At 46.1% G+C, this 23,527-nt stretch carries 17 protein-coding genes and 1 pseudogene; 15 read left to right on the top strand and 3 right to left on the bottom strand.

Translation table 11 applies throughout. From position 1 onward, the window contains the following. Window positions 1-389: 389 nt before the first annotated feature. The 12 genes from ACX9NY_RS12795 to coaD all read left to right on the top strand — a co-directional run bounded on the left by ACX9NY_RS12795 (window position 390) and on the right by coaD (window position 16,489). Window positions 390-3,473: a X2-like carbohydrate binding domain-containing protein gene (locus tag ACX9NY_RS12795; protein ID WP_472478738.1), complete on the top strand. Its 3,084-nt coding sequence runs from the start codon at window positions 390-392 to the stop codon at window positions 3,471-3,473. A 273-nt stretch (window positions 3,474-3,746) separates the two neighbouring features. Then, on the top strand, window positions 3,747-5,294 hold the full coding sequence (locus tag ACX9NY_RS12790; RefSeq protein ID WP_472478737.1) for a response regulator transcription factor: 1,548 nt from the start codon (window positions 3,747-3,749) through the stop codon (window positions 5,292-5,294). Between the two features lie 18 nt (window positions 5,295-5,312). Continuing rightward, window positions 5,313-7,082 carry a cache domain-containing sensor histidine kinase gene (locus ACX9NY_RS12785; RefSeq protein WP_339260383.1) on the top strand — a complete coding sequence of 590 codons (1,770 nt, stop codon included), beginning with the start codon at window positions 5,313-5,315 and terminating at the stop codon, window positions 7,080-7,082. Window positions 7,083-7,424: 342 nt separating this feature from the next. Then, the gene (locus ACX9NY_RS12780) at window positions 7,425-8,717 is read left to right on the top strand and encodes an extracellular solute-binding protein (RefSeq protein WP_339241492.1); all 1,293 of its coding nucleotides are present in this window, start codon (window positions 7,425-7,427) and stop codon (window positions 8,715-8,717) included. Between the two features lie 133 nt (window positions 8,718-8,850). After that, entirely contained in the window at window positions 8,851-9,750 is a 900-nt protein-coding gene (locus tag ACX9NY_RS12775) for a carbohydrate ABC transporter permease (protein WP_253433650.1), read from the top strand. Beyond that, window positions 9,743-10,573 carry a carbohydrate ABC transporter permease gene (locus tag ACX9NY_RS12770; protein WP_339241495.1) on the top strand — a complete coding sequence of 277 codons (831 nt, stop codon included), beginning with the start codon at window positions 9,743-9,745 and terminating at the stop codon, window positions 10,571-10,573. Before ACX9NY_RS12775 ends, ACX9NY_RS12770 begins: the two co-directional genes overlap by 8 nt. A gap of 159 nt (window positions 10,574-10,732) precedes the next feature. Next, complete coding sequence (gene lacZ / locus ACX9NY_RS12765) at window positions 10,733-13,780, top strand: beta-galactosidase, LacZ type (protein ID WP_472478736.1); 3,048 nt, start codon at window positions 10,733-10,735, stop codon at window positions 13,778-13,780. 165 nt (window positions 13,781-13,945) lie between these two features. Further along, window positions 13,946-14,251: a hypothetical protein gene (locus ACX9NY_RS12760; RefSeq protein WP_339241499.1), complete on the top strand. Its 306-nt coding sequence runs from the start codon at window positions 13,946-13,948 to the stop codon at window positions 14,249-14,251. 40 nt (window positions 14,252-14,291) lie between these two features. Then, complete coding sequence (locus ACX9NY_RS12755) at window positions 14,292-14,573, top strand: hypothetical protein (RefSeq protein WP_472478735.1); 282 nt, start codon at window positions 14,292-14,294, stop codon at window positions 14,571-14,573. A gap of 63 nt (window positions 14,574-14,636) precedes the next feature. Then, a complete protein-coding gene (locus ACX9NY_RS12750) occupies window positions 14,637-15,071 on the top strand; it encodes a hypothetical protein (RefSeq protein WP_472478734.1) in 435 nt (144 codons plus the stop codon). Between the two features lie 301 nt (window positions 15,072-15,372). Beyond that, a complete protein-coding gene (gene rsmD, locus ACX9NY_RS12745) occupies window positions 15,373-15,981 on the top strand; it encodes a 16S rRNA (guanine(966)-N(2))-methyltransferase RsmD (RefSeq protein WP_472478733.1) in 609 nt (202 codons plus the stop codon). Between the two features lies 1 nt (window position 15,982). Beyond that, complete coding sequence (gene coaD, locus ACX9NY_RS12740) at window positions 15,983-16,489, top strand: pantetheine-phosphate adenylyltransferase (RefSeq protein ID WP_085981453.1); 507 nt, start codon at window positions 15,983-15,985, stop codon at window positions 16,487-16,489. Here coaD and ACX9NY_RS12735 read toward each other — a convergent pair. After that, window positions 16,467-17,804 (bottom strand): nucleoside recognition domain-containing protein, encoded by a 1,338-nt coding sequence (locus ACX9NY_RS12735; RefSeq protein WP_472478732.1) that lies wholly within the window; start codon window positions 17,802-17,804, stop codon window positions 16,467-16,469. The two genes, coaD and ACX9NY_RS12735, sit on opposite strands and share 23 nt — an antisense overlap. Window positions 17,805-18,118: 314 nt before the next feature. Between ACX9NY_RS12735 and ACX9NY_RS12730 the strand changes: the two genes are divergently transcribed. Then, on the top strand, window positions 18,119-19,159 hold the full coding sequence (locus tag ACX9NY_RS12730) for a SepM family pheromone-processing serine protease (protein ID WP_339260399.1): 1,041 nt from the start codon (window positions 18,119-18,121) through the stop codon (window positions 19,157-19,159). Window positions 19,160-19,440: 281 nt separating this feature from the next. On the opposite strand, the pseudogene ACX9NY_RS12725 reads toward ACX9NY_RS12730, so the two are convergent. Together ACX9NY_RS12725 and hmpA are read right to left on the bottom strand one after the other, a co-directional pair. Next, a pseudogene (locus tag ACX9NY_RS12725) lies at window positions 19,441-20,674 on the bottom strand (nucleotidyltransferase). A 172-nt stretch (window positions 20,675-20,846) separates the two neighbouring features. After that, window positions 20,847-22,082, bottom strand: coding sequence for an NO-inducible flavohemoprotein (hmpA, locus tag ACX9NY_RS12720; RefSeq protein WP_472478731.1), 1,236 nt, complete (start codon window positions 22,080-22,082; stop codon window positions 20,847-20,849). 462 nt (window positions 22,083-22,544) lie between these two features. Here hmpA and ACX9NY_RS12715 point away from each other — a divergent pair, with 462 nt between their 5' ends. Beyond that, on the top strand, window positions 22,545-23,051 hold the full coding sequence (locus ACX9NY_RS12715; RefSeq protein ID WP_253433686.1) for a YceD family protein: 507 nt from the start codon (window positions 22,545-22,547) through the stop codon (window positions 23,049-23,051). A gap of 65 nt (window positions 23,052-23,116) precedes the next feature. Beyond that, window positions 23,117-23,290: a 50S ribosomal protein L32 gene (gene rpmF, locus ACX9NY_RS12710; RefSeq protein WP_017689233.1), complete on the top strand. Its 174-nt coding sequence runs from the start codon at window positions 23,117-23,119 to the stop codon at window positions 23,288-23,290. Window positions 23,291-23,527 lie beyond the last annotated feature (237 nt).

Here is a 23,527-nt window from a genome sequence, read left to right as displayed (position 1 = left end):
CAATCATGTAGTGAACTTCTGTCTGATTAGCCAGGTAAGAAATAATTCATTTTGTACTCTTATATAAAATATAACATGTCGAAAGGTGCTGTTCTAACAGCATCTTTTTTTATTGTACAGACAAGTTTAAACACCAAAAATATTTTACAAAAAACGATTTCGACAGAGGGGTTTTTAAATTTCCATCGAATGTTATTTATTTAAAGTATTATCCATATAACCGTGAATTAAGAATGATTATGTAAGCGCTTAACAATAAGGCTGGAGGGAGGTGAGGCTTCTTGTATCAAGGGATGCATTGATTCGTCTGGCACGCCATCATCAGCACGATGAGACAGCGGGGATAGACCAAAATGCAGTAACAAAGTTAAAGAGGAGGATAAGTTGATATGAGAACGTTTATGGGGAAATTACGAATCATGAGCCTGACAGTTGCTGTAGTAACTGCTTCGCTGGGAGGACTTTCTGGAACTACATCGGCGGCGCCGAGTGACGCCTATGAGTGGAAAAATGTGGTGACAGGTGCAGGAGGCGGGTTTGTACCGGGTATTATTTTCAACGAATCTGAAAAGGATCTGATCTATGCCCGTACGGATATCGGGGGAGCCTATCGCTGGAATGCGGATGACGAGAGCTGGATACCCTTAACGGATTTTGTTGGCTGGGATGACTGGAACAAGAATGGTGTGGACGCACTGGCTACGGACCCGGTTGATCCTGATCGCGTGTATATGGCAGTTGGGACGTATACGAACTCGTGGGACCAAAATAATGGTTCCATCTTGCGTTCTACGGATCGGGGAGATACATGGCAGACTACAAGACTTCCGTTCAAAGTGGGCGGTAACATGCCAGGGCGTTCGATGGGCGAACGCTTGAGCGTGGATCCGAATGATAACCGTATCCTGTATTTCGGTGCACGAAGTGGTCATGGATTATGGAAAAGTACTGATTACGGTGTGACCTGGAACGAAGTCACAAGCTTCCCGAATCCGGGGAATTATGTGCAAGACCCTTCGAATGAGTATACCAGTGACATCGTAGGCCTGGCATGGATTACGTTTGACAAAACAACAGGTTCGGCAGGGCAGGCAACCCAGACTATCTATGTGGGTGTTGCGGATAAAGCTCAGAGTGTATATAGAAGCACGAATGGCGGCCTGACCTGGTCAGCTGTTGCGGGTCAACCAACAGGTTATATCCCGCATCATGGTGTGTTTGATTCAGATGGAAGCCTCTATATTACGTACAGCGATGGTGTTGGACCCTATGATGGGACAAAAGGTGACGTTTGGAAACTGAACACGTCAACAGGTGTCTGGACCAACATCAGCCCTGTTCCAAGCAGCAGCACGGATAATTATTTTGGATATGGCGGATTGGCTGTCGATGCCCAGAATCCCGGTACATTGATGGTTGCGACATTGAATTCCTGGTGGCCTGATGCCACGTTGTTCCGCAGTACAGATGGGGGAGCGACATGGACACGCATATGGGAATTTGATGGATATCCGAACCGGAAGTTACGGTATACACAGGATATTTCGGCAGCGCCATGGCTCACATTTGGCACGAATCCTGCCCCACCCGAAACTACTCCAAAACTGGGCTGGATGATCGGTGATCTGGAGATTGATCCGTTTGATTCGGATCGCTTGATGTATGGAACAGGTGCTACGATCTATGGAACAAAGAACCTGACAGACTGGGATGATGACGAAAAAATCAATATTTCAGTGATGGCTAAAGGTGTTGAAGAGATTGCAGTACTGGATCTGATCAGCCCGCCAAGTGGTGCACATTTGGTAAGCGGATTGGGGGATGTCTCCGGATTCCGTCATAACAATCTGGACCAGGCGCCAGCGACCATATTTACGAGTCCGAACTATCCTTCCACAGAAAGTCTGGATTTTGCAGAGTTAAGTCCGAATACGATGGTTCGCGTAGGGAAAGCAGATTATGCTGCCGATTCAAATGCAAGATCCATTGGTTTGTCCAGTGATGGAGGCACGACATGGTATAAAGCAAATGCAGAACCTGCCGGCACAACCGGAGGGGGGACTGTAGCCATCTCTGCAGATGGTAACCGACTGGTATGGAGCACGTCAGACAAAGGTGTACATTACTCGACTGGTGGCAATTCCTGGACGGCAAGTACGGGGATACCTGCACAGGCGAAAGTGGTTTCAGATCGTGTCAACCCTAACAAATTCTATGGATTCGCAGCGGGCAAAATCTATGTGAGTGTGAATGGTGGCGCTACCTTCACGGCATCATCTGCGACCGGACTTCCAGTGGAAGGAAATGCCGATCTGGATGCCGTTCCAGGTGTTGAAGGTGAACTATGGTTTGCAGGTGGTAGTGAGGAAGCAGGTCCTTACGGATTGTGGCATTCCACGGATTCAGGAGCGACATTCACGAAGCTTGCCAATGTAGAGGAAGCAGACAGTATCGGATTTGGTAAAGCGGCCCCTGGGCAGAACGTTGTTGCGTTATATACGGTTGCACAGATCGATGGAACACGTGGATTCTTCCGCTCCGATGACGGTGGGGCCAATTGGGTTCGTATCAACGATGATCAGCATCAGTATGCTCGTGTAACCACAATTACAGGTGATCCACGTTTGTATGGCAGAGTATATCTCGGAACGAATGGCCGTGGAATTTTGTATGCTGACCGTGTTGGAGGTAACAATGGCGGAGGAGACGGCGGGGGTACAACACCAGTAACCAACTCTGCGATTACACCAGTTACAGCCGAATTTGATCGCAAAGCCGATAATCAGGTTGATATTCCAGTCACGTTAACGCTGAACGGCAATACACTTGTATCCATTCGTAATGGGAATGCAACGCTGGTTTCGGGTACAGATTACACGTTAACAGGCAATGAGGTCGTATTGAGTAAAAATTATCTGGCTTCCCTGCCAAATGGCGCAGCGGCACTAACCTTTCAATTCAGCGCAGGCGCTCATGCTACCTTGAATCTGCTCATCAAAGACACGACAGCTGCACCAGCTGGAACCATCCGCATTGAAATGTTTAATAGCAACACATCGGCAACGGGCAACTCCATCAGCCCCAAATTCAAACTGACGAATACGGGCACTACAGCATTGGATCTGTCTGATGTGAAAATCAGATACTATTACACGATAAACGGTGAACAGCCTCAGAACTTCTTCGCTGACTGGGCGACAGCCGGCAGTTCGAATGTAACAGGTACATTCAGTGCACTCAATCCAGTACGGACGGGTGCCGATCACGTGCTTGAGATCGGCTTCACAGCTTCGGCTGGAATATTAAATGCAGGACAAAGCACGGAAATCCATACTCGCATCTCCAAGAGCAATTGGACTAACTATACGCAAACGGATGATTATTCTTTTGCAGGCAGTCAGACCGCCTATACGGAGTGGTCCAAAGTCACGGGTTATATCGCGGGAAGTCTCCAGTGGGGAATTGAACCATAAGGGATAGAATTAACATAATAAAAGATTGAAAATAGGGGTCCTGATTCGCCAAATGATCGAAAGGCGATTCAGGACTTCTTATTTTGTCGAAATATAGTGTAAACTATAGATAGTTACCATTGAATATACGATCGTTTTAGGATATAAAAAGATGTACAATCAATTTAATTTTAATGTAACCGCTAACACTGGAAAGTGTTTATAACCGATATATAATAAGTTGGTATAGCCTGTACAGATATAGAGGAAAGATTAGACAAGGGGGTCGCGATCATGAACCGGTTGTGCAAGGTGCTGATTGTTGACGATGAGTTTCTGGTAAGGCAGGGCATAAAGCATCATATGAACTGGGAAGCAGAAGGATTTATCATTGTGGGTGAAGCTTCCAACGGTGAAGAAGGATTACAGCAGGTGAGCCTGTTAAAACCGGATATTGTGATTACCGACATTGTCATGCCTGTCATGGATGGTGAAACGTTTGTCCGTACACTAAAAGCCAATAATCCGCAGATTGAAGTTATTGTACTTAGCAGTTTCAGTGAGTTCGAATATGTACGATCTACGCTTCAGCACGGAGCAGCAGATTATATACTGAAACCGAAGCTGGACACGAATGAATTATTGCAGGTTCTTCAACGCACAGCGGGTAAAATTCCGGAGCTGCAGTTTGAGCCGTCGCACGATGGCTGGAGACTTGGACAGCTGATGGAGAAGATGTTATCCGGATTTACATTGGATGAAGATAGTGAAATGGCGATGATACGAGATACCTTTCCCCACAAATCCTTTCGTTTACTTGTGTATGAACCGATGGATGCTGGAGGGAATCGACTGAAGCCGGATCAGGAACAGATGGAATCCAGGCTCCGCAGTGATCTGCCTGAAGTGGAATGTGCTATGGTTCCTGCAGAGGGTACATTACCTGTGATGCTTCTTAATGTCGATCCCGCGAGAGATGGCTGGTTGGTTGAACGGATTAGACAGTTGGCGAGTGAAAAAGCTACAGGAGAAGGCGGTCCTGGTTGGGTACTTAGTGAAAGCTTTACTTCATTTGAACAGATGGGTGTTGTCTATCGCGAACGCCTGATTAAACTGATGGAATATCGCTTCTATTATAAGGATCGACCCATTTTGGTGTATGGTGAACTGCCTCCACTGCATCCCGCTGGTTATCAGTTTAATGTGAATATGTTCTTACAGCATGTGAAGCGTAACCGGGTCGAAACGGCAAGAGAGTATTTACAGGAACATGCGACAACCCTTGGACGGGATTATATTGCCGATGTGTTTGAGATCAAATCATTTCTCGGTAACTTGATCTTCAATGTGACCATTACCCTCGCGGATATGGATGTTCAGTCTTCCGGGCTGGAAGAGAGCAAATATACGTATTTCAAAAATGTGGACGGGGCTTCGAGTCTGGACGAAGTCATGATTGTACTTGATCAGTTTATGACGGAAGTTCAGGAGTGCACCGCCGGTGCAGGTGGAAAACGAAGTGACCCGAATATGAAGATGCTGCTGGATTATATGCATGAGCATTTTGACCAGCCACTCGGACTTGCTGAAGTAGCCAAGCACTTTCATTTCAATCCATCGTATTTATCCAGTTATTTCTCATCTCACAAAAAAGAAGGATTTAATGAATATCTGAATAAAATTCGGATTGAAAAAGCCGAGGAACTGCTGCGATCCGATGATGTAACGATCTCTGAAATTAGCAGTATGGTAGGCTATTCCGATCATAGTTATTTTTGCAAAGTGTTCAAAAAATTCACCGGACTATCACCAAGCCGATACCGGCGCAAATTCTGGGCATAAAGTCAGAAGGATAAGATCATGAAGAAATGGATGAACAGATTATCTCGTCTCGGTTTATTTCCCAAGTTGTTTCTGGTTATGGTCATCAGTATTGTTCTCGTCTCTGTACTCATCTTATGGACGACCATTCATATGTCTACCAATCTGTTTACCGAGACGTTCAGTATCACAAACTCCAAAGTGCTTAATCAGATCAAGACCAATTTTGAGTCTTTTAATGAATCGATTGCTGCGGTTACCAATAATGTAACTCAAAGTGGTGCCATTCGGGGATTTCTGTCTGAGGGGGATGCAGACTCAGTCTCAACGGCCAAATCTTTCTATAATATGCGTGAAACCATGAACCGGGTTCAAACCATTATCGAGTCATATGAAGTGGGGATTACCATTGTGGGTGTGAACGGACGAAGTTTTTCCACCAATCCGGCTTACATTAAGAAGACAGGAGATGAATTGAAGCAGGAGCCTATTACTAAAGAAGCGCTCGAGTCGCCGAGTCGGCTAATCTTTGACTATTACCGTGGTGATACCAGTGAAGGCGAACTGCAGATGATTTCTGCAACAAAGGCATTGACGGATCGAACAAGAAGTCATATATACGGGACACTTTATGTCACGATGAGAGAAGTGGAGTTCCAACAGTTCTATTCCAGTTTCACGAGTCGGGGTAATGATGTGGTCATTATGAACGAAAAGGGCGAAATCATATCTTCAAACCGTATGGACTGGATCGGAACAATTCAGCCGGAGCTACTCACATATGCTAAGGATTTGAGTGGGGACGCTTCGAAAAGTATTAATGCTCGTGTCATGGGGCAGGAGAGCATTGTTCTATCCGAGTATTTACCCTTTTATCGGTTTTACCTGATTAATGTGGTGGATAAAGATATGGCGATGGGGCAGCTCATTGACATGAAGACGGTTGCGTTGATCTGTACAGCGATCGTTATCGGTGCGCTTGTTCTGGTGTTTCTGATTACCAGCCAAATCACCAAATCTCTGCGCAGACTGGTGAAGCAGATGTCTAATATCACGAAAAGTGATCTGGATAACTACATACCGGTTAGTGGCAGTTACGAGAGTCGGCAACTGGGCCATGCGTACAACTACATGCTTGATGAATTGCATGATTATGTGGATCAATTAGTACAGACACAGCATGAACAACGAAACGCAGAGCTTGCGGCATTACAGAGTCAGATTAATCCTCATTTCTTGTACAATACACTTGCATCTGTCAAAGTGCTGGTGCAACAAGGCAACAAGGACAGGGCTGCGGATACCATTAATGCCTTGATTGGATTGCTGCAAAATACGATCAGTGATGTGAGTCAGACGGTTACAGTGGAGCAAGAAGTTGAGAATTTGAAAAATTATGTCTTCATTAATCACGTCAGATACGGTGGCCGAATTAAAGCAGCTTTTTACGTTGCTCCGGATTGTACACACTATCATATACCCAAACTGGTGATCCAGCCGTTTATCGAGAACGCATTTTTCCATGGATTTATCAAGAAAGACACGGGTACGATTCATGTCATGGTGTCCAGAGCAGGAGAATCACTTATCTGTGAAATTATGGATAATGGCGATGGTATTGAAGGATTTGTCATGGGAGAAACGTTGCCCAATCCGAAAAATAATCGTCAACTTTTCAGCGGAATCGGTATTCGCAATGTACATGACCGTATTGAGTTATTATATGGTTCGCCTTATGGTGTTACCATTATGAGTAAAGTCGGGGAAGGGACGAGAGTCACCGTTACACTGCCTTTAATCACGGGTTGAATTCTAGCCTGTTTCAATTGAATACGATTAAAATCATGATCCCTCGTGGCTGTATTTTTGCAGAAACGGGGGATTTTGGTGTGTCAGAGTTGCAATGAAAACACATATTTGTACGATTTCAAGATCAAGATAATACAAAATCAAAAGAAATTACAAAAAACCAAATTTAATGCAAACGGTTTCTGTAAAGGTTTTCATTGTGGCAATAAGATGACAAATCCGCACAAAATTATTACTAACGAATGGAGATATGGGAATGATAAGATGAATACATCGAAAGCAACCGCTTTCAGAAAACGCAAACAAATTACACACAAAGAGGTCGAAGGGGAGTTGAACGTTTTGAAAAAAATGTGGGTATTGATGCTCGTTACAGTACTGCTGTTGTCCGCATGTTCATCCGGTGGTGGAGGTAATTCTGCCAGTGGTGGAGATGAAAAAACAAACGAAATTACGATCTGGGCTTGGGACAAAGCATTTAATGTCGCTGCTCTTGAACAAGCAAAAGAAATTTATCAAAAAGAAAATCCTGATTTGAAGATCAACATCATTGAGAATGCTCAAGATGCGATTATCCAGAAGCTGAACACAGGATTGAACTCTGGAACAAGCAGCGGTCTTCCAAACATTGTATTGATTGAAGACTATCGTGCACAAAGCTTCCTGAGTGCGTATCCGGATGCATTTAAAGATTTGTCTTCTACAATTAAAGCTTCCGATTTTGCAGATTACAAAATTGGACCAACTTCTTATGAGGGCAAACAATATGGAGTTCCATTTGACTCCGGCGTAGCAGGTTTGTACTACAGAACGGATTTGTTGGAACAAGCGGGCTACAAGTCTGCTGACCTGCAAGACATCACTTGGGATGATTACATCCAAATCGGTAAAGATGTAAAAGCAAAAACAGGTAAAGAGTTGCTGTCTCTTGACCCGAATGATCTTGGTATCATTCGCATGATGATCCAAACAGCAGGCAAATGGTACACTGCAGAAGATGGCAAGACACCTGACATCAGCAGTAACCCTGCATTGAAAGAAGCTTTCGAAACGTACAAAAAAATGATGGATGCCAACATTGTTAAATTGCACTCTGACTGGAGTCAATTCGTTGCCAACGCCAATAATGGTAGCGTAGCAACAATTCCTACAGGTAACTGGTTCTCACCATCTGTACGTCAAGAAGCATCCCAATCCGGTAAATGGGCTGTAGCTCCAATGCCGAAAATGGCTGGTCAATCTAACTCTGTACATGCATCCAACTTGGGCGGTAGCTCATGGTATGTTATGAACAATGTACCTGGTGCAGATCAAGCAGCTGACTTCATGGCTAAAACATTTGGTTCTGACAAACAATTGTACCAAGACTTGTTGACAAACATTGGTGCGATCGGTACCTACAAACCAGCTACTGATGGTGATGCGTACAACAAGCCAGATGAGTTCTTCAGCGGTCAAAAAATCTTCAGTGATTTCGCAAATTGGACCAAAGAAATTCCAAATGTAAACTATGGTAGCAACACATATGCAATTGAAGACATTCTGGTTGTTGAAATGCAAGCGTACCTGAATGGTAAATCAATTGATGAAGTTTTGGCTGAAGCACAAAAACAAGCTGAAGCACAATTAAACTAGGATACCCAAGGTAACTTATAGAACCCAAGGTAACTCGGAGCCGTCTCCCTTGTCTGGCGCAAGTCGAACCGGATAAGGCGAGAGGCTCTGTGGGTTCTATCCATGTTCCGTGGAGAGAGAGAGGAGCCATACTGTGAAAGCCATAAATACAGGAGACAGTCTCCAAAAGAAAAGTAATTTGACTGGATGGGCTTTTGTTTTGCTGGCTGTTATCGGAATTGTAGCATTTTACTTTTATCCGATGATTCAAGCGCTGCTCTTATCATTCAAGTCTGGCAAAGGGGCCAATCTTGAATTTTCGGGCCTTGCGAACTACAAAAGATTGTTAGTTGATACCACGTTCCGCACAGCATTATCGAACACATTCATCTACTTGATCATTCAAGTGCCAGTAATGATTATTCTCGGTTTGTTTATTTCCGTATTGCTGAATGACAGCACACTGCGCTTCCGGAGTTTCTTCCGCACAGCCATTTTCTTGCCTTGTGTAACTTCATTGGTAGCCTATTCTGTTGTATTCAAATATTTGTTTGCACCGGATGGAATGGTCAATCAATTCTTGATGGGCTTGCACATTATTGGTGATCCAATTCAATGGATCACAGACCCGTTCTGGGCTAAAATTACGATCATAATCGCCGTTACTTGGCGTTGGACCGGATATAACATGATTTTCTATCTGTCATCTCTGCAGAACATCGATCAATCGATCTATGAAGCAGCCAAAATAGACGGAGCCAATGCATTCACCCAATTTTTCAAAATTACAGTTCCTTTGCTCAAACCCATTATCCTCTTCACATCGATCACATCAACGATTGGTACTTTGCAAATCTTCGATGAGATTATGAATATTACGAAGGGTGGTCCAGGTAATGCCACCATGTCGATCTCACAGTATATCTACAACCTTTCGTTCAAATATTCACCGGACTTTGGATATGCAGCAACGGTTTCATATTCCATCGTAATTTTGATCATTGTATTGTCCATTATCCAGTTTAAAGTGGCAGGTGATAATAAAAATGGCTAAATTTAAAGCAAAACGAATTTTCACTTATGTGTTCCTGTCCATCGTCGCTTTTGTATCCATTTTTCCATTCTTCTGGATGTTGGTCAGTTCAACGAATGCGTCTGTTGATGTAACCAAAGGCAGATTGTTACCGGGTTCGGCTTTCATTGATAACTTCAATAAACTGCTTGATTCGACAAATCTCGTGCAGGCTCTAGGGAACTCGGCTATTATCTCGATCGTCTCGACTGCTCTGGCGCTATTGATTGGTTCCATGGCAGGTTATGGATTCGAGGTATTCCGTACGAAGTCCCGTGATATCGTGTTTAATATCCTGTTGTTATCCATGATGATCCCGTTTGCAGCAATCATGGTACCCCTGTACCGCATGTTCGCAACAATCTCCGGTGTTGCACCAGTGATCGGTATTAATACAATGGCAGCAGTTATCCTGCCAACCATTGCAACAGCGTTCCTGATCTTCTTCTTCCGTCAGAACACCAAAATGTTCCCGAAAGATTTGCTGGAAGCTGGACGTATTGATGGTTTGAGTGAACTCGGGATCTTCCTGAAGATCTATATGCCAACAATGAAAACAACTTATGCAGCGGCAGCAATTATTACATTCATGAGTAGCTGGAACAACTATCTGTGGCCACTCATTGTATTGCAAACGCCTGACCAACAAACGATTCCGCTATTGATCTCAAATCTTGGTGCTGGTTATGCTCCGGATTACGGAGTAATCATGACAGCGATCGTTATTGCAACACTACCTACAGCAATCGTATTCTTCATCATGCAGAAACATTTTGTTGCAGGTATGGTAGGTTCCGTGAAATAAGCATAACCGCATAATGCGTCCGTATCGGACGAGTGCAGGAAAGAGAAGAGGACGCCTGTCAGGCGTACCTCTGTCTTTTTTGTATTTTGTATGAATGCAAATGGAAATTCACATTAACCTATAAGCCAAACTATACCGTTTTAAAGGGAGAGAGAGCCGATGAAAGCAACAAAGGCAGATATCAACTGGTTGGGAGACGTAAGTGTATTTGAGGTGAACCGTCTTCATGCCTATTCCGATCACCGTTATTACCAAACAATGGACGAGGCAGTGGGTTCAGGCGCCATGTCCATGCGTTATGATCTGAATGGAACGTGGAAATTCAACTATGCGATTCGTCCAGACAGCCGTCCTGAGTTTTTCTATACATCCGATTTTCCCAGTGAGGGCTGGGATGACATTGAAGTTCCGGGACATATCCAGTTACAGGGATACGGACAGATTCAATACGTAAACACACAATACCCTTGGGATGGCCTGAATGAAATTCGTCCACCGGCATTGCCACAGGATAAAAACCCTGTTGGAAGTTATATTCGTACGTTCCACCTGCCAACAGGTTGGGAGTCAAATCCGGTTTATATTTCTTTCCAAGGTGTAGAGTCTGCATTCTATGTATGGCTTAACGGACAATTCGTAGGATACGGGGAGGACAGCTTTACGCCGTCTGACTTTGACCTGACGCCATTCCTTCAGGATGGTGAGAACAAACTGGCGGTCGAAGTGTATCAACGCAGCACAGGCAGCTGGCTGGAAGACCAGGATTTCTGGCGTTTCTCCGGTATTTTCAGAGATGTGTATCTGTATACGGTCCCTGCTGCACACGTACGTGATGTTCATGTTCGCACAGATCTGGACAAGTCCTATACGAACGGTACATTGCAACTCGATTTGAAACTGGAAGGAAAAGCGGTTGCTGGAGCACGTGTAGAGGCTGAACTTCGTGATCGTGAAGGCAATACTGTAAAAACGTTTGAATCCAAGGTTAACGATGGTCAAGTAAGTCTTCGTGAAGACATTGGTACAGTGAACCTGTGGAGCGCAGAGATTCCATACTTGTATCGCCTCTATATTCGTGTATATGATGCTGCGGGTACACTGGTTGAGGTTGTTCCTCAAGCCGTTGGTTTCCGTACATTTGAAATGATTGACAAAGTCATGCACATTAATGGTAAACGTATTGTATTCAAAGGTGTGAATCGTCATGAGTTCAACCCGCGTCGTGGACGTGCGGTTACGAAGGAAGACATGCTGTGGGATGTTCGTACCATCAAGCAAAACAATATGAATGCCGTACGTACGTCACACTATCCTAACCAAAGTCTGTGGTATGAGCTATGTGATGAATATGGACTCTATGTTATTGACGAGATGAATCTGGAGACACACGGATCTTGGCAGAAGCTTGGCGCCGTTGAGCCTTCTTGGGTTATTCCAGGTGACAAACCGGAATGGCATGATATCGTTATGGATCGCGCTGTATCGATGGTGGAGCGTGACAAAAACCATCCGTCCATTCTGATCTGGTCTTGTGGTAATGAATCCCATGGCGGTGAAGTCATCTATAAAGTCTCCCAATACTTCAAATCAGCTGATCCAACCCGTCTGGTACATTACGAAGGTGTATTCCATGATCGCCGTTTCGATGAGACAAGTGATATGGAGAGCCGCATGTATGCCAAACCGGCGGACATTGAAGAATTCCTGAATGCCAACCCGATCAAACCTTATATCAGCTGTGAGTACATGCACGCCATGGGTAACTCTATTGGTGGCATGCACAAATATACGGAATTGGAAGACAAATACCCGATGTATCAAGGTGGATTCATCTGGGATTACATCGACCAATCCATTTATAAAAAAGATCGTTATGGCAAAGAGTTCCTCGCCTATGGCGGAGATTTCGGTGATCGTCCATCAGACTATTCGTTCTGTGGCAACGGTATCGTTCATGCTGATCGTAAAGTAACTGCGAAAATGCAGGAGGTCAAATTCCTGTATCAGAACATTAAGCTGGTCCCGGATCGTGAAGGCGTTAAGATCGTGAACGGCAACCTGTTCGCAGATACATCTGCATTGGAACTCGTATACAGCCTGGAGCGTGAGGGACATGAAGTGTTGCGTGGAACATTGGAAGTGAACGTGGATGCGCAAAGCGAGACAGTAGTTAAGCTTCCGCTGGGTACAGAATCCCTGGTGGGCGGCGAGTACGCTGTGAACACTGCTTTTGTGTTAAAAGAAGCTACACTGTGGGCTGACAAAGGCGAAGAAGTGGCATTTGGACAGTTTATTTTCACACAGGATCAGGTAAATGATGCAGCACAGACGGACTTGAACCTTGTAAGTGATGTACAGGTGGTTGAAGGTGACGTTAACATCGGTGTTCGTGCTGGCAAGACGCACGCGCTGTTCTCCAAACAATTCGGGACACTGGTTTCCCTGAAATTGTCCGGTCGTGAGACGATTGCTGTACCACCTGCACCGCTCTTCTGGCGTGCAATGACGGATAATGACAAAGGTATGGCCATGGGCTTCGAACTGGGTGCCTGGTATGCAGCGAGCCTGATGCCACGTTCTGTGGAGTGGAAAGCGGAACAGAAACCGGATCAATACCGGATCGAGTTCACGTACAAGCTTAACATTTCGGATGATGTACAAGTGAAAGTGGTGTATACCGTTCATGCAGATGGAAGTGTACGTGTGCATAATACGTATAAAGGTACAGCTGGATTGCCGAACCTGCCGATTCATGCATTGTCCTTCAGAACATCACCTGACTTCGAAAACGTGGAATGGCTCGCGATGGGACCCGAAGAAAACTATGCAGACCGCGCATTCGGCGCACGTCTATGCATCCATGGCAGCAAGGTAGCTGATACTGTAGCTCCATATCTGGTACCACAGGAGTCGGGCAACCGTACCGGCGTACGTTGGGCCAAACTGACAGACAACGCGGGACGTGGCTTCAAAATTGAGGCATCTGGTACACCGGTTGAACTGAATGTTTCACCATATACGGCATTTGAGCTGGAGAACGCACAACATGCGTATGAATTGCCACCTGTGCACTATACGGTCGTGACTGTTGCGGGTAAACAAATGGGTGTCGGCGGTGATGATAGCTGGGGTGCTCCGGTTCATCCGGAATACCTGATCCCTTCGGACGGCGAACTGACATTTGAATTCGTCATTCGTGCACTGTAAGCACCAGAATCGTACAGAAAAATAATGTATTAAATAAGAACAGAGGTCTTCGCTCGTCGGAGGCCTCTGTTTTGTTATGTCAATGTGCAGCTTGAGAGGCGTATGAAACCGTTCTCGTTCCGATCTCGTAATGTACAAGACAAGAAACATAAGAGGGGGTTCAAGATGAGTAGAAAAGCAAAGACAGGTATATGGGTGACGGTGTTGGTCTTTCTGGGCATCATTGTTGGATGTTTAATATGGTATTTCAATACGGCTTCGGGTGAACGTGCACTCAAAACGATGAGGTCCAACAACTCGGGCGGTCTGGAGAGAGTCGTTAAAGTATACAGCAATAATGGTGAATTGATTCAGACCTATGATGGCAAAATTGACGTGGAAGATACAGAATACGGCAATAAAGTATTATTCGATCTGAATGGGAAACGTGTTGTGATCTACAATGCAACGATTGTAGTAGAAGAGAAGTAAGGCAAAATTAAGGTGATGACTTAGAGGTGTGGTGATTTTTATGATGGATATGTACCTAATAATTCTTGTTGCCATCTTGGGCATGATCTTGTTCTATGGTTTAATCGCTTATTTCTTGGTTCGCTTTATTTCGAAAAAAGCATTCAAGCTTACGTTAACCAGATATGAAATGATGGAGATTATGACCTGGCTTGCGGTGCTGTTTCTAACCTTTATGATGATTAAGACAAGTTCCATGAATCTTCTCTTGCCGGTTGTAGTACTTATCATTCCATTGATCAATTTGCGGCGGTCCAATCGGAAACAAAGAGAGATGAATTAGTATAGCTTGCTAAGTTAGCTAATGCACAAGAAGAATGAATTATGAGCGAAGGGGAGCTTAATCATGATCTTGGGCAAATCAACGGACACGTCAGGATTAACGCAAGTTGCCAATCTTGCGGATGAGTTACAGTCTGTATTTGATAAAGCAGAAAGCAAATATCAAGTCATTGATATAGAACTCTTCTTTGTTTTCAGGTGCCTTCCTGAAGAATACGATAGGAGATCAACGGCCAGGCATGTGAAGAAGGATAATGTCATCTATTTTGATCTGGTGGTCAGCGAAGATCGTTATAAGACATTAAGTAAGAGCAAGCAACGGTATGTGTTAAGCCATGAGTTCTATGCTTTTTTGAGCGAAAAAATACAGAAGTATAAGATTGAACATCTAAACACAAATGAATTTATCGCAGATATGGGCATGTGGCTAAGGGAGATCGGATGGTTGCAGACCGAAGAGGAAGCTGAAATAAGTGAATTTGAAGAAAAGGTTAACTAACATAACAAATTAAAATAAAAACAACAAAAAGAAGCCCTCTTTCGAGAGCTTCTTTTTCATGGGAGAGGAGAAACCGGACGAAGAGCTTATGGGGAAACGTAAGTCTTCTCCGCGGTTGTCTACGACACTTGTGATGTCGATAATTATAGAATCGCCCGATTGTTTCCTTTTTATACATATGCGTCAGCAATTCGGCAACAATTTTCCAAGGGGAATGAAGATCGCGCATTTTTCAAACGGAACCCGAATGTGGTACGATAGCCTTATCAATAAACTTACATAGAGAAAAGGTGACTCGTCAGTGAGAGTGGTATCTGGGAGTGCGAAAGGCAGGCCGCTGAAGGCTGTTCCTGGCACGGGTACGCGACCGACCACCGACAAGGTGAAGGAAGCGTTATTTAGCATGGTTGGTCCTTATTTCGAGGGCGGCACAGCATTGGATCTGTTTGCAGGCAGTGGGGGTCTCGGTATTGAGGCGCTGAGCCGCGGCATAGACAAGGCTGTTTTTGTTGATTTGGAATCAAAAAGTATTGAAGTCATCCGCATGAACCTGAAGGCGACCAAGCTTGAAGACCAGGCGGCGGTATACCGTAATGATGCAGGTCGTGCATTGAAGGCACTCGCCAAGCGAGGCACAACGTTCGATCTGGTATTTCTCGACCCGCCATATCGCATGAAGAACGGACACGAGTTGATGCTGACCATGCACGAACTGGAACTTCTGGAACCGGAAGCAACCATTGTGCTTGAATATGAATCCAAACATGATTACCCTGAGCAATTCGGCCCGTTTGAACAAACGCGCAAGGCTTTGTATGGGGAGACGGCAGTATCCATCTATTATTATGCGCCTGAAGCATTGGAAGATGGGGAATCCATTACACCGAAAGAGGAGGCTCCTCATGACTGAAATGATACATCGACAGGAACGGATCGCCGTATATCCTGGAAGTTTTGATCCCGTAACGATGGGGCATCTAGATATTATCGCCAGAGCGTCGAAGCAATTTGATCGCGTCATTGTGGCTGTGTTGAACAATATGAGCAAAAATCCGCTGTTTACGGTGGAGGAACGCAAAGAACTGATCACGGAAGTAACCCGCCATCTACCCAATGTGGAGGTGGACAGTTTCCGCGATCTGACAGCCAATTATGTCCGGCAAAAGGAAGCGCAGGTCATCGTTCGTGGTATACGCTCGGTAACTGATTTTGAATACGAGTTGCAGTTGGCATCGACCAACAGCAAGTTGAATCCGGATGCGGAAACGATATTTATGATGACCAATCCGAAATATTCCTATTTAAGTTCCAGCATCGTCAAAGAAATCGCTCATTATCATGGAGATGTTACAGATCTTGTATCACCTGAGGTGGAAGCAGCGCTCCGTCAGAAAATCAGCGAGAAAACCGGCGGTTAAACCAGAAGGTAATACCTGATAGACTAATCATGACTGCAAGAAGTAACGCAAGACCCATGCATGCAGCAGGGAAGACGCTCCAAATGGTGTTGATCGTGTATGTGTTACCTGGACTATGTATGAATAGCCAACCGAATGGTATCGAGAGGTCCTGCTCTGCATTCGTCTGTAATGTGGTCCAGACCTCTGTGCTGTAACGGCTGAATGGCATCCACAGGAACAGACTGATGAAAAAGGCGATTAATCCATGAGTCAGACGAACTCCAGCAAAGTACAGCATCGATTTGCTGCTTGGACCCGTTGTTTTCAGGACGGCAGAGACTTGCAGGTGGGAGCATAAACCACCCCATCCCAGAACGGCTGCAAGTAGAGACATGAGCAGCGCGGGTGTAAGTGAAGTCTGACTCAAATGATAGGTGCCCAGGTGAAGCTCAAAGAAGGCTGGCCACAGCGCAGCAGAGGACCCGGGAGTCAGATACAGGGAGACCAACCGGATAAACACGGCAAAACCGATCATGTATCCTCCAGTCATCATCAAGGTCTGCACAGCTTGTGATACGGTGTCACCGAGCAGTTTGCCAAATCCTCTTCCATCACGACTATGGGCTTCCCTGGCTGCAATCATCAGTTCAGACCATATACGGCGTCGTTTGTATATAGAGTGGTGGGGTGCAGATGAGCGACTTATGGAATTTGCAGGACTTGCAGGCTGAGAATCAAGAGAGCTGTTATCTGCTTGCGCAGCTGTCAAGCCAGCCCGGTTTGTTTGGTTACCCGGTGCAGGCAGGAGACGCGTGGCAAGAATGGCAGCGATCCAGCCGCTGATCCAGTGGACCACGAGTAGAAAATATCCGGCCGCTGGCTGGTGAAGAAACGCAGCACCAACGACCAGTATGATCATCATCGGATTGGCAAAATGAGACGCCGCCGCAAGGACAACCGCCTGCTTGGCGGTAATTTGTCTATCCTGAAATAAACGGGACACCGCATCTGCTCCTGCGGGGAATCCGCCGCACATGCCAACGGCAATCGCCAGACCTGCGTTGCCCGGAAGTCTGAACCATCGTTGCATTAACGGTCCGAGCAAGGCGCCGATCGCATGGGTGAAGCCAAACGCAGTAAGCATTTGGGATAACATGAGGAATGGGAGCATGGCAGGGAAGATGATTTTCCACCATATATCCAGACCTTGAATAGAGGCGTCAAACGCTTCTTTGGGTGAGGCAACTACCGCAATGACCAACATTAAAGCGCCGGTACTTAGGATTATCGTTCGTAATGGGCCAGAATCTCTAACCTCGCTCTGTAATGTCATCGTTTCACCTCATATCAGATAACGCTGCTTCGGCATCTGAATCGTTATGGACGGCCGAATGACGCCCAAAGGGCGGTTCGGCCTTGACCGGACAGGCTATTGTATACAGCGGCCTATCCGGCCTGTACCATTGTATGCACAGGGACCAGAGTGTTAGACTTGAAAAAAAATGATGAAACAAGATGAGCTGAATATCTGCATTACACAGAGCGAGTATCTACCGGAGAATGGCAGTATTCACAAGGTGGAATTACGATCGCTGATTAGTGTAAAGTTTAGCTTATATAGAGATACAAAGAACGGAGGCTCATGCGATGAATCGGATTCGGAAATCTGGCGGATTCAGAGCTTCGATCTTTGTGATCGTGGTGGCTCTGGTCGTCTATGTTGCCGTGTACATGCCAACGCCGTATATCATATATATGCCTGGCAGTGCAGATGAAGTAAAACCAATGGTAACGGTTAAAGGTGGGGACCAGGAAGAACGCGGTGTGTTCATGATGACGACCGTGTCGGCAACATATGCCAATGTGTTTTTGCTAGGAACCTCTCTGTTCAATCAAAATGCTCAAGTGGATAAAAAGGAGGACCGACTGCGCGGCAAAAGCGAAGCGGAATACTCTGCCGAACAGGTGTGGTTCATGAGTGACTCACAATCCTCTGCAATGGAGGCTGCATATGAACAGGCTGGTGTGGCTTACTCTATTGTACCTGAACATATCTTTGTATTTGGACTGTCCGAAGATCCAAAACCCGATGGAGACATTGCTCCGGGCGATATTATTCTGGGCGTGAACGGAACAGCTACGCCGGATAATACGGTGCTTTCTGCCCAGTTAAAAGATAAAAAGGTTGGAGATACCGTCGAAATGCAACTGGAACGTGGCGGAGAGACCATTAGCCGGGACGTGAAACTGATTCAGGTAAAAGACAATAAAACGGGAGAAACCCGCCCGGGACTCGGCGTAATGATTGGTGCGGTTCAGAAGGTGAAACCTGAAGATCCGGACAAACAGATTTCCTTTACAGATACTCAGGTTGGTGGTCCGTCTGCCGGCTTGATGTTTACGTTGGAGATCTATAACCAGTTAACACCTGGAGATCTGACCAAGGGGCATCGAATTGCGGGTACAGGTACCATTACCAAGGACGGTGTGGTGGGTGCCATTGGTGGTGTAGTGCACAAGATTGTAGCCGCTGACCGGAAAGAAGCGGAGATCTTCTTTGTGCCGAAGGATAACTATAAGGAAGCAGCAGCCAAGGCTGAACAGATCGGCACCAAAATGAAACTTGTGCCTGTGAGCACAGTGGATGATGCGCTGGCGTATCTGAAAACCTTATCCGTGAAATCCTAGGATTATGTTCGGGCGTGAATAGATAGAGTCCATTTGAAACGAATGGGTAAAGTTCGGACGAAATCGGACTGAATGGATTACAGGGAATGAAGTGTGATCATAAGAAATGAGAGTATTAGCAGATTCAAAAGGTTAAATGGGAGAATCCCCTTGTTGCGATGTGCCTGAGCGGCGCGCAGCAAGGGGGTTTTCTAGTTGTATAGTTTAGTTTTCAGTAGTCGACATGAATGATCTGTTTGATGATGGAATGAAAAGGATTAAAACTTATGGTCAAAAGCGGATTACACTCTCACAGGTGACTCATAGTAGTCACTGAACATCCTGCGTGTGTCCTTATGCTCGCAAGCTAGCCCATACGCGACCTGAGCCTGGATGTCCAGTTCCAGTTGATGGTGCGTGAACGTCGAAGGTTTCAGCACTACAGGCAGCAACGCAGTCTTCTTCATTTGTTTAAGCAGGCTCTGCCCTTGAGTATTGAATCCGAGGACTCGGAGATATCCGGGTCCGGCAGCCAATTGCTCTGGTGAACACTCGGCTTTGGTGTGGTTCAGGAGCAGGTGGGCGAGCATACGCTGGAGCTTTGTGCGTGTGTATCGTTTGGTCTTCAGTGCATTCAGGAGTGCTTCGACTGAAGGCTCCGGGAGCTGAGCGAGTGTACGGATCAGCCGGTGCTCCAGGCCTTCCGTGACTTCGGCGATGCGTTCCAGCTCGGAGGCACGGCGTGTGGCCGCGAGGTGAAACAGCGGCTGTGCAAAGCGCTCCCAGTGCATGGGAGCGCGGTTTTCCTGCCATTCGCGATGCAGAATGGCAAGAGTGGCCGCCGGCACGTATGGCGCGGCGGCGGCAGGCCCGTCCGCCATCAGCAGGCGGCGGACGGCTGTGGCACTGGCGATCGCCCCCGGGCCGGGCGTCGCCTCATGATACGCGGCACCGGTACGCGCCGCCGTAAAGGGCTGGATCGCGCTGCCAAGTCGTTGCAGCGCGATCAGGTAGTGCAGCCCAAGCGAATTGTTGGGCTGCTCCAGCAGTGCAGCGGCGTCGTGAGCATCGACGCCGCCGGGCGCCAGTGCCGCCGCCGCGCCTGCGTACGCGGCGGGGTAGCTCGGCGCCTTCCCGCAGGCGGCGCGCGATGTCCTCGCGCATCCCTGCGGGCTCCACAGCCAGCACGCGCGCAATGCGCTGCAGGCTGTCCAGGTCGCCGGACTCGCTGCCAAAGCAGAGCGAGTCCACAACGCCGGTGCGGTCCAGCAAGGACACCGCACCGAAGGCAAACCACTCCGCCGGCTGAACAGCATAAGCCACCGGCAGTTCAATTACCAGATCGGCGCCTGCGTGCAGCGCCATCTCGGTGCGCGCCCTTTTACCCACGATGGCGGGTTCGCCACGCTGGAGGAAAGGGCCGCTCATGACCGCAACAACGGCGTCTGCGCCGCTTAGCCGCCGAGCTTCCTGCAAATGATAGACATGCCCATTGTGCAAGGGGTTATATTCAACAATGACGCCTACGGCTCTCATGATTAGACGTACTCCTTTCGATTGGATAACCGAGTATGTATAACATCCATTCCATCATAGGGGATGTCATGTATTAGATCAAATCATGCACCCATTCAGACAAGAAAAAGCACAAATCCGACATCAATGGATGTCAGACTGTGCCAATCACATCTTCACAATCTCAGGACAATTAGACATTTTCCGGCGCGGGAATAAGACTTGCTTTCGGCCCAAAAAATTCATAATGAATGTGGTCTGCTGGAACACCAAGCGCCTGCAGCTCCGTATACACTGAACGCATGAACGAAACGGGTCCGCACAGATAATAGGTGGCATCCAGTTCATCAATCACTTGGTGAAGCCAGACTGCATCCATATAACCTTCCTTATGAAAAAACTCATTTTCACGATCAGAAGCAGCGGGTTGAGTGTAACAATAATAAGCTTTAACGCTTTGATACCGTACGGCCAGACTGTTCACATGATCACGGAACGCGTGAAATTGACCATTCGGACTTGCATGCAAAAATGTGATTTTGCGGTTTTCGTCCAAGTTAACAAATGTATTTAACATGCTGATTATGGGGGTTAGACCAACGCCACCGCTCAAGAGAACAACAGGACGTTTATCGTCTCTATCCAGCGTGAAGTCACCAGCAGGAGCGGATAGCTCCACCAGACTACCTTCTTCAATATGATCGTGGAGATACGTGGATATGACTCCATCAGGACGTTCTAATCCACCCAGCTCACGTTTAACGGAAATGCGATAGTAGGGTTTACCCGGTATATCTGAAAGGCTATACTGACGAATCTGGGTAAATGACTGTGTCTCCGGTTTGATTTTGATACTGATATATTGTCCCGGTTCATAACTGGCGATAGGCTGACCATCAGCTGGAACGAGGTAAAAGGATGTGATGACTTCACTTTCCTGCACTTTCTTGGCTACCTTGAAGGTACGAAATCCTTCCCAGCCACCTGTCTGGTTCTCTGCTTCCGCATACATGTCCTGTTCGATCCCGATAAAGGCATCTGCAATGACATTGTAGGCTTCGCCCCACGCCGTAATAATCTCATCGGTAGCCGCGTCTCCAAGCACATCTTTGATCGCTTGTAACAGATAGGTGCCCACAATCGCATATTGCTCGGGAACGATACCCAGACTGCGATGTTTATGGGCAACTTGCCGGACGGCAGGCAGGATGGAGGACAGATTATCGATATGCAGGGCGGCGGTGTATACCATATTGGCGAGGACGGCTTGCTGTCGTCCCTGTTTCTGATTTGCGTGATTGAAAATATTCAGTAGTTCCGGATGAGCTGCGAACATCGTTTCGTAAAAATGGCGTGTGATCGCTTCACCGTGAACTTCAAGTACGGGTACTGTAGATTTAATGACTCTAATAGTGTGTTCACTTAACATACATTTTCCCTCCCGATATAATATGAGATATTTGAATAATAAATTGTTATGGAGTTGATTGTGCTTCGGTTTATAGCAAGTATAGGTAGGTGCCGAGAGGGACTGTGTGACATAGATCACACTAAACGTTAACGAAATGTGACCGCGGTTTGCAAGAAACTACAACTAAAATGACGACTTGTAGTTTATCTTGAAGTGAGTCTATAATAGACCAGATGGAGTAAACGGTTCTGAGCCATTAGTTTTAAAATAGGGTGTAAAGTTAAAAGTGTTGACAAACGTCTTGAAAAATCGGTATAATGATTTTTGTTTGTTAAGTCAATTTCATAATACTTTTAACGATGAATCGTCAGAATACATACAGTCAGGATTTATTGCTTTACAAAAGCAGGCTTGACCTGTATAACTGTCGTGATACGTTTGACATGAATTATGAAATTGGTTTCGTTTGGAGTGATGGAAATGTTAATGCCATTTCGCAAAGTGGCTACCAGTGATGGCCCCCTGAAGTTTAACGAACAGTGGGATATCAAGGAACTGGTTTCTAACCGACAAGATATCACAGCCGTTACCCCCCTGACTGCGGATTTATCTGCAGAATTCAGAGAAGGTGACGTTGTGGATGTTCATGGCAAGCTGACCGTAGGAGTGGACATGTTGTGCTCCCGTTGTCTTAAGCCGATCAATGAACATTTTCATATTGATTTTCATGAGCAATTCAAGCAGGGAAAACAGCCAGAGGAATTACATGAAGACGACGATACGCTCTATGTGGATGGGGATAGCGTTGATCTGAAAGGTTATGCCGAGGAAGCTTTTCTGCTGGATCTTCCGTTTATACCGCTATGCAGCGATACATGCAAAGGGTTATGCCCCAAGTGTGGCCATGAGCTGAACGAAGGTGACTGCGGTTGTGATAACCAGGTTATCGATCCGCGGCTTGCAGGGCTCAAGGATTTTTTTAAATGAGCATGATTGAAAATCGAACGTAACAACTACCTGCAAAGGTTGATTTTGATAAGGAGGTGGGAATAATGGCAGTACCTCAACGGAGAACGTCCAAGACGCGTCGCGACAAACGTCGCACTCACTTTAAATTGGCTGTACCGGGCATGGTGAAATGTGAACAATGTGGCGAACTTAAACTTAGTCACCACGTGTGCAAAGTGTGCGGAACGTACAAAGCAAGAGAGATCATCTCTCAATAATAGTTGGACATTAAGTAGCACTTCATTTCGATGAGGTGCTACTTTTTTTCGATTAGATAGTGTAGGTAGAGGGAGTTAACAAGCATGAAATCTTTGCTCCACAGGGGTGAATTGTTTTTGTTCAGCCAGCCTTTCTTTTTGACACGGGATGAGATATACTATAGTTTAGTACCAGGTTCTAAAATTTGACGTTACATATATGATGAACCATAATCCGTTTGAGAACGACCCTGGTGA

Source organism: Paenibacillus sp. CB74, from assembly GCF_055687625.1.
This window is presented reverse-complemented; position numbering and strand designations above follow the sequence as displayed.

Coding starts and splice junctions, on each gene's coding strand:
- ACX9NY_RS12750 (WP_472478734.1), top strand. CDS start 14,637: ATGATCTTGGGCAAATCAACGGACACGTCAGGATTAACGCAAGTTGCC.
- lacZ (WP_472478736.1), top strand. CDS start 10,733: ATGAAAGCAACAAAGGCAGATATCAACTGGTTGGGAGACGTAAGTGTA.
- ACX9NY_RS12715 (WP_253433686.1), top strand. CDS start 22,545: ATGTTAATGCCATTTCGCAAAGTGGCTACCAGTGATGGCCCCCTGAAG.
- ACX9NY_RS12735 (WP_472478732.1), bottom strand. CDS start 17,804: ATGACATTACAGAGCGAGGTTAGAGATTCTGGCCCATTACGAACGATA.
- ACX9NY_RS12730 (WP_339260399.1), top strand. CDS start 18,119: ATGAATCGGATTCGGAAATCTGGCGGATTCAGAGCTTCGATCTTTGTG.
- ACX9NY_RS12795 (WP_472478738.1), top strand. CDS start 390: ATGAGAACGTTTATGGGGAAATTACGAATCATGAGCCTGACAGTTGCT.
- rpmF (WP_017689233.1), top strand. CDS start 23,117: ATGGCAGTACCTCAACGGAGAACGTCCAAGACGCGTCGCGACAAACGT.
- ACX9NY_RS12790 (WP_472478737.1), top strand. CDS start 3,747: ATGAACCGGTTGTGCAAGGTGCTGATTGTTGACGATGAGTTTCTGGTA.
- ACX9NY_RS12760 (WP_339241499.1), top strand. CDS start 13,946: ATGAGTAGAAAAGCAAAGACAGGTATATGGGTGACGGTGTTGGTCTTT.
- ACX9NY_RS12785 (WP_339260383.1), top strand. CDS start 5,313: ATGAAGAAATGGATGAACAGATTATCTCGTCTCGGTTTATTTCCCAAG.
- ACX9NY_RS12770 (WP_339241495.1), top strand. CDS start 9,743: ATGGCTAAATTTAAAGCAAAACGAATTTTCACTTATGTGTTCCTGTCC.
- ACX9NY_RS12755 (WP_472478735.1), top strand. CDS start 14,292: ATGATGGATATGTACCTAATAATTCTTGTTGCCATCTTGGGCATGATC.
- hmpA (WP_472478731.1), bottom strand. CDS start 22,082: ATGTTAAGTGAACACACTATTAGAGTCATTAAATCTACAGTACCCGTA.
- coaD (WP_085981453.1), top strand. CDS start 15,983: ATGATACATCGACAGGAACGGATCGCCGTATATCCTGGAAGTTTTGAT.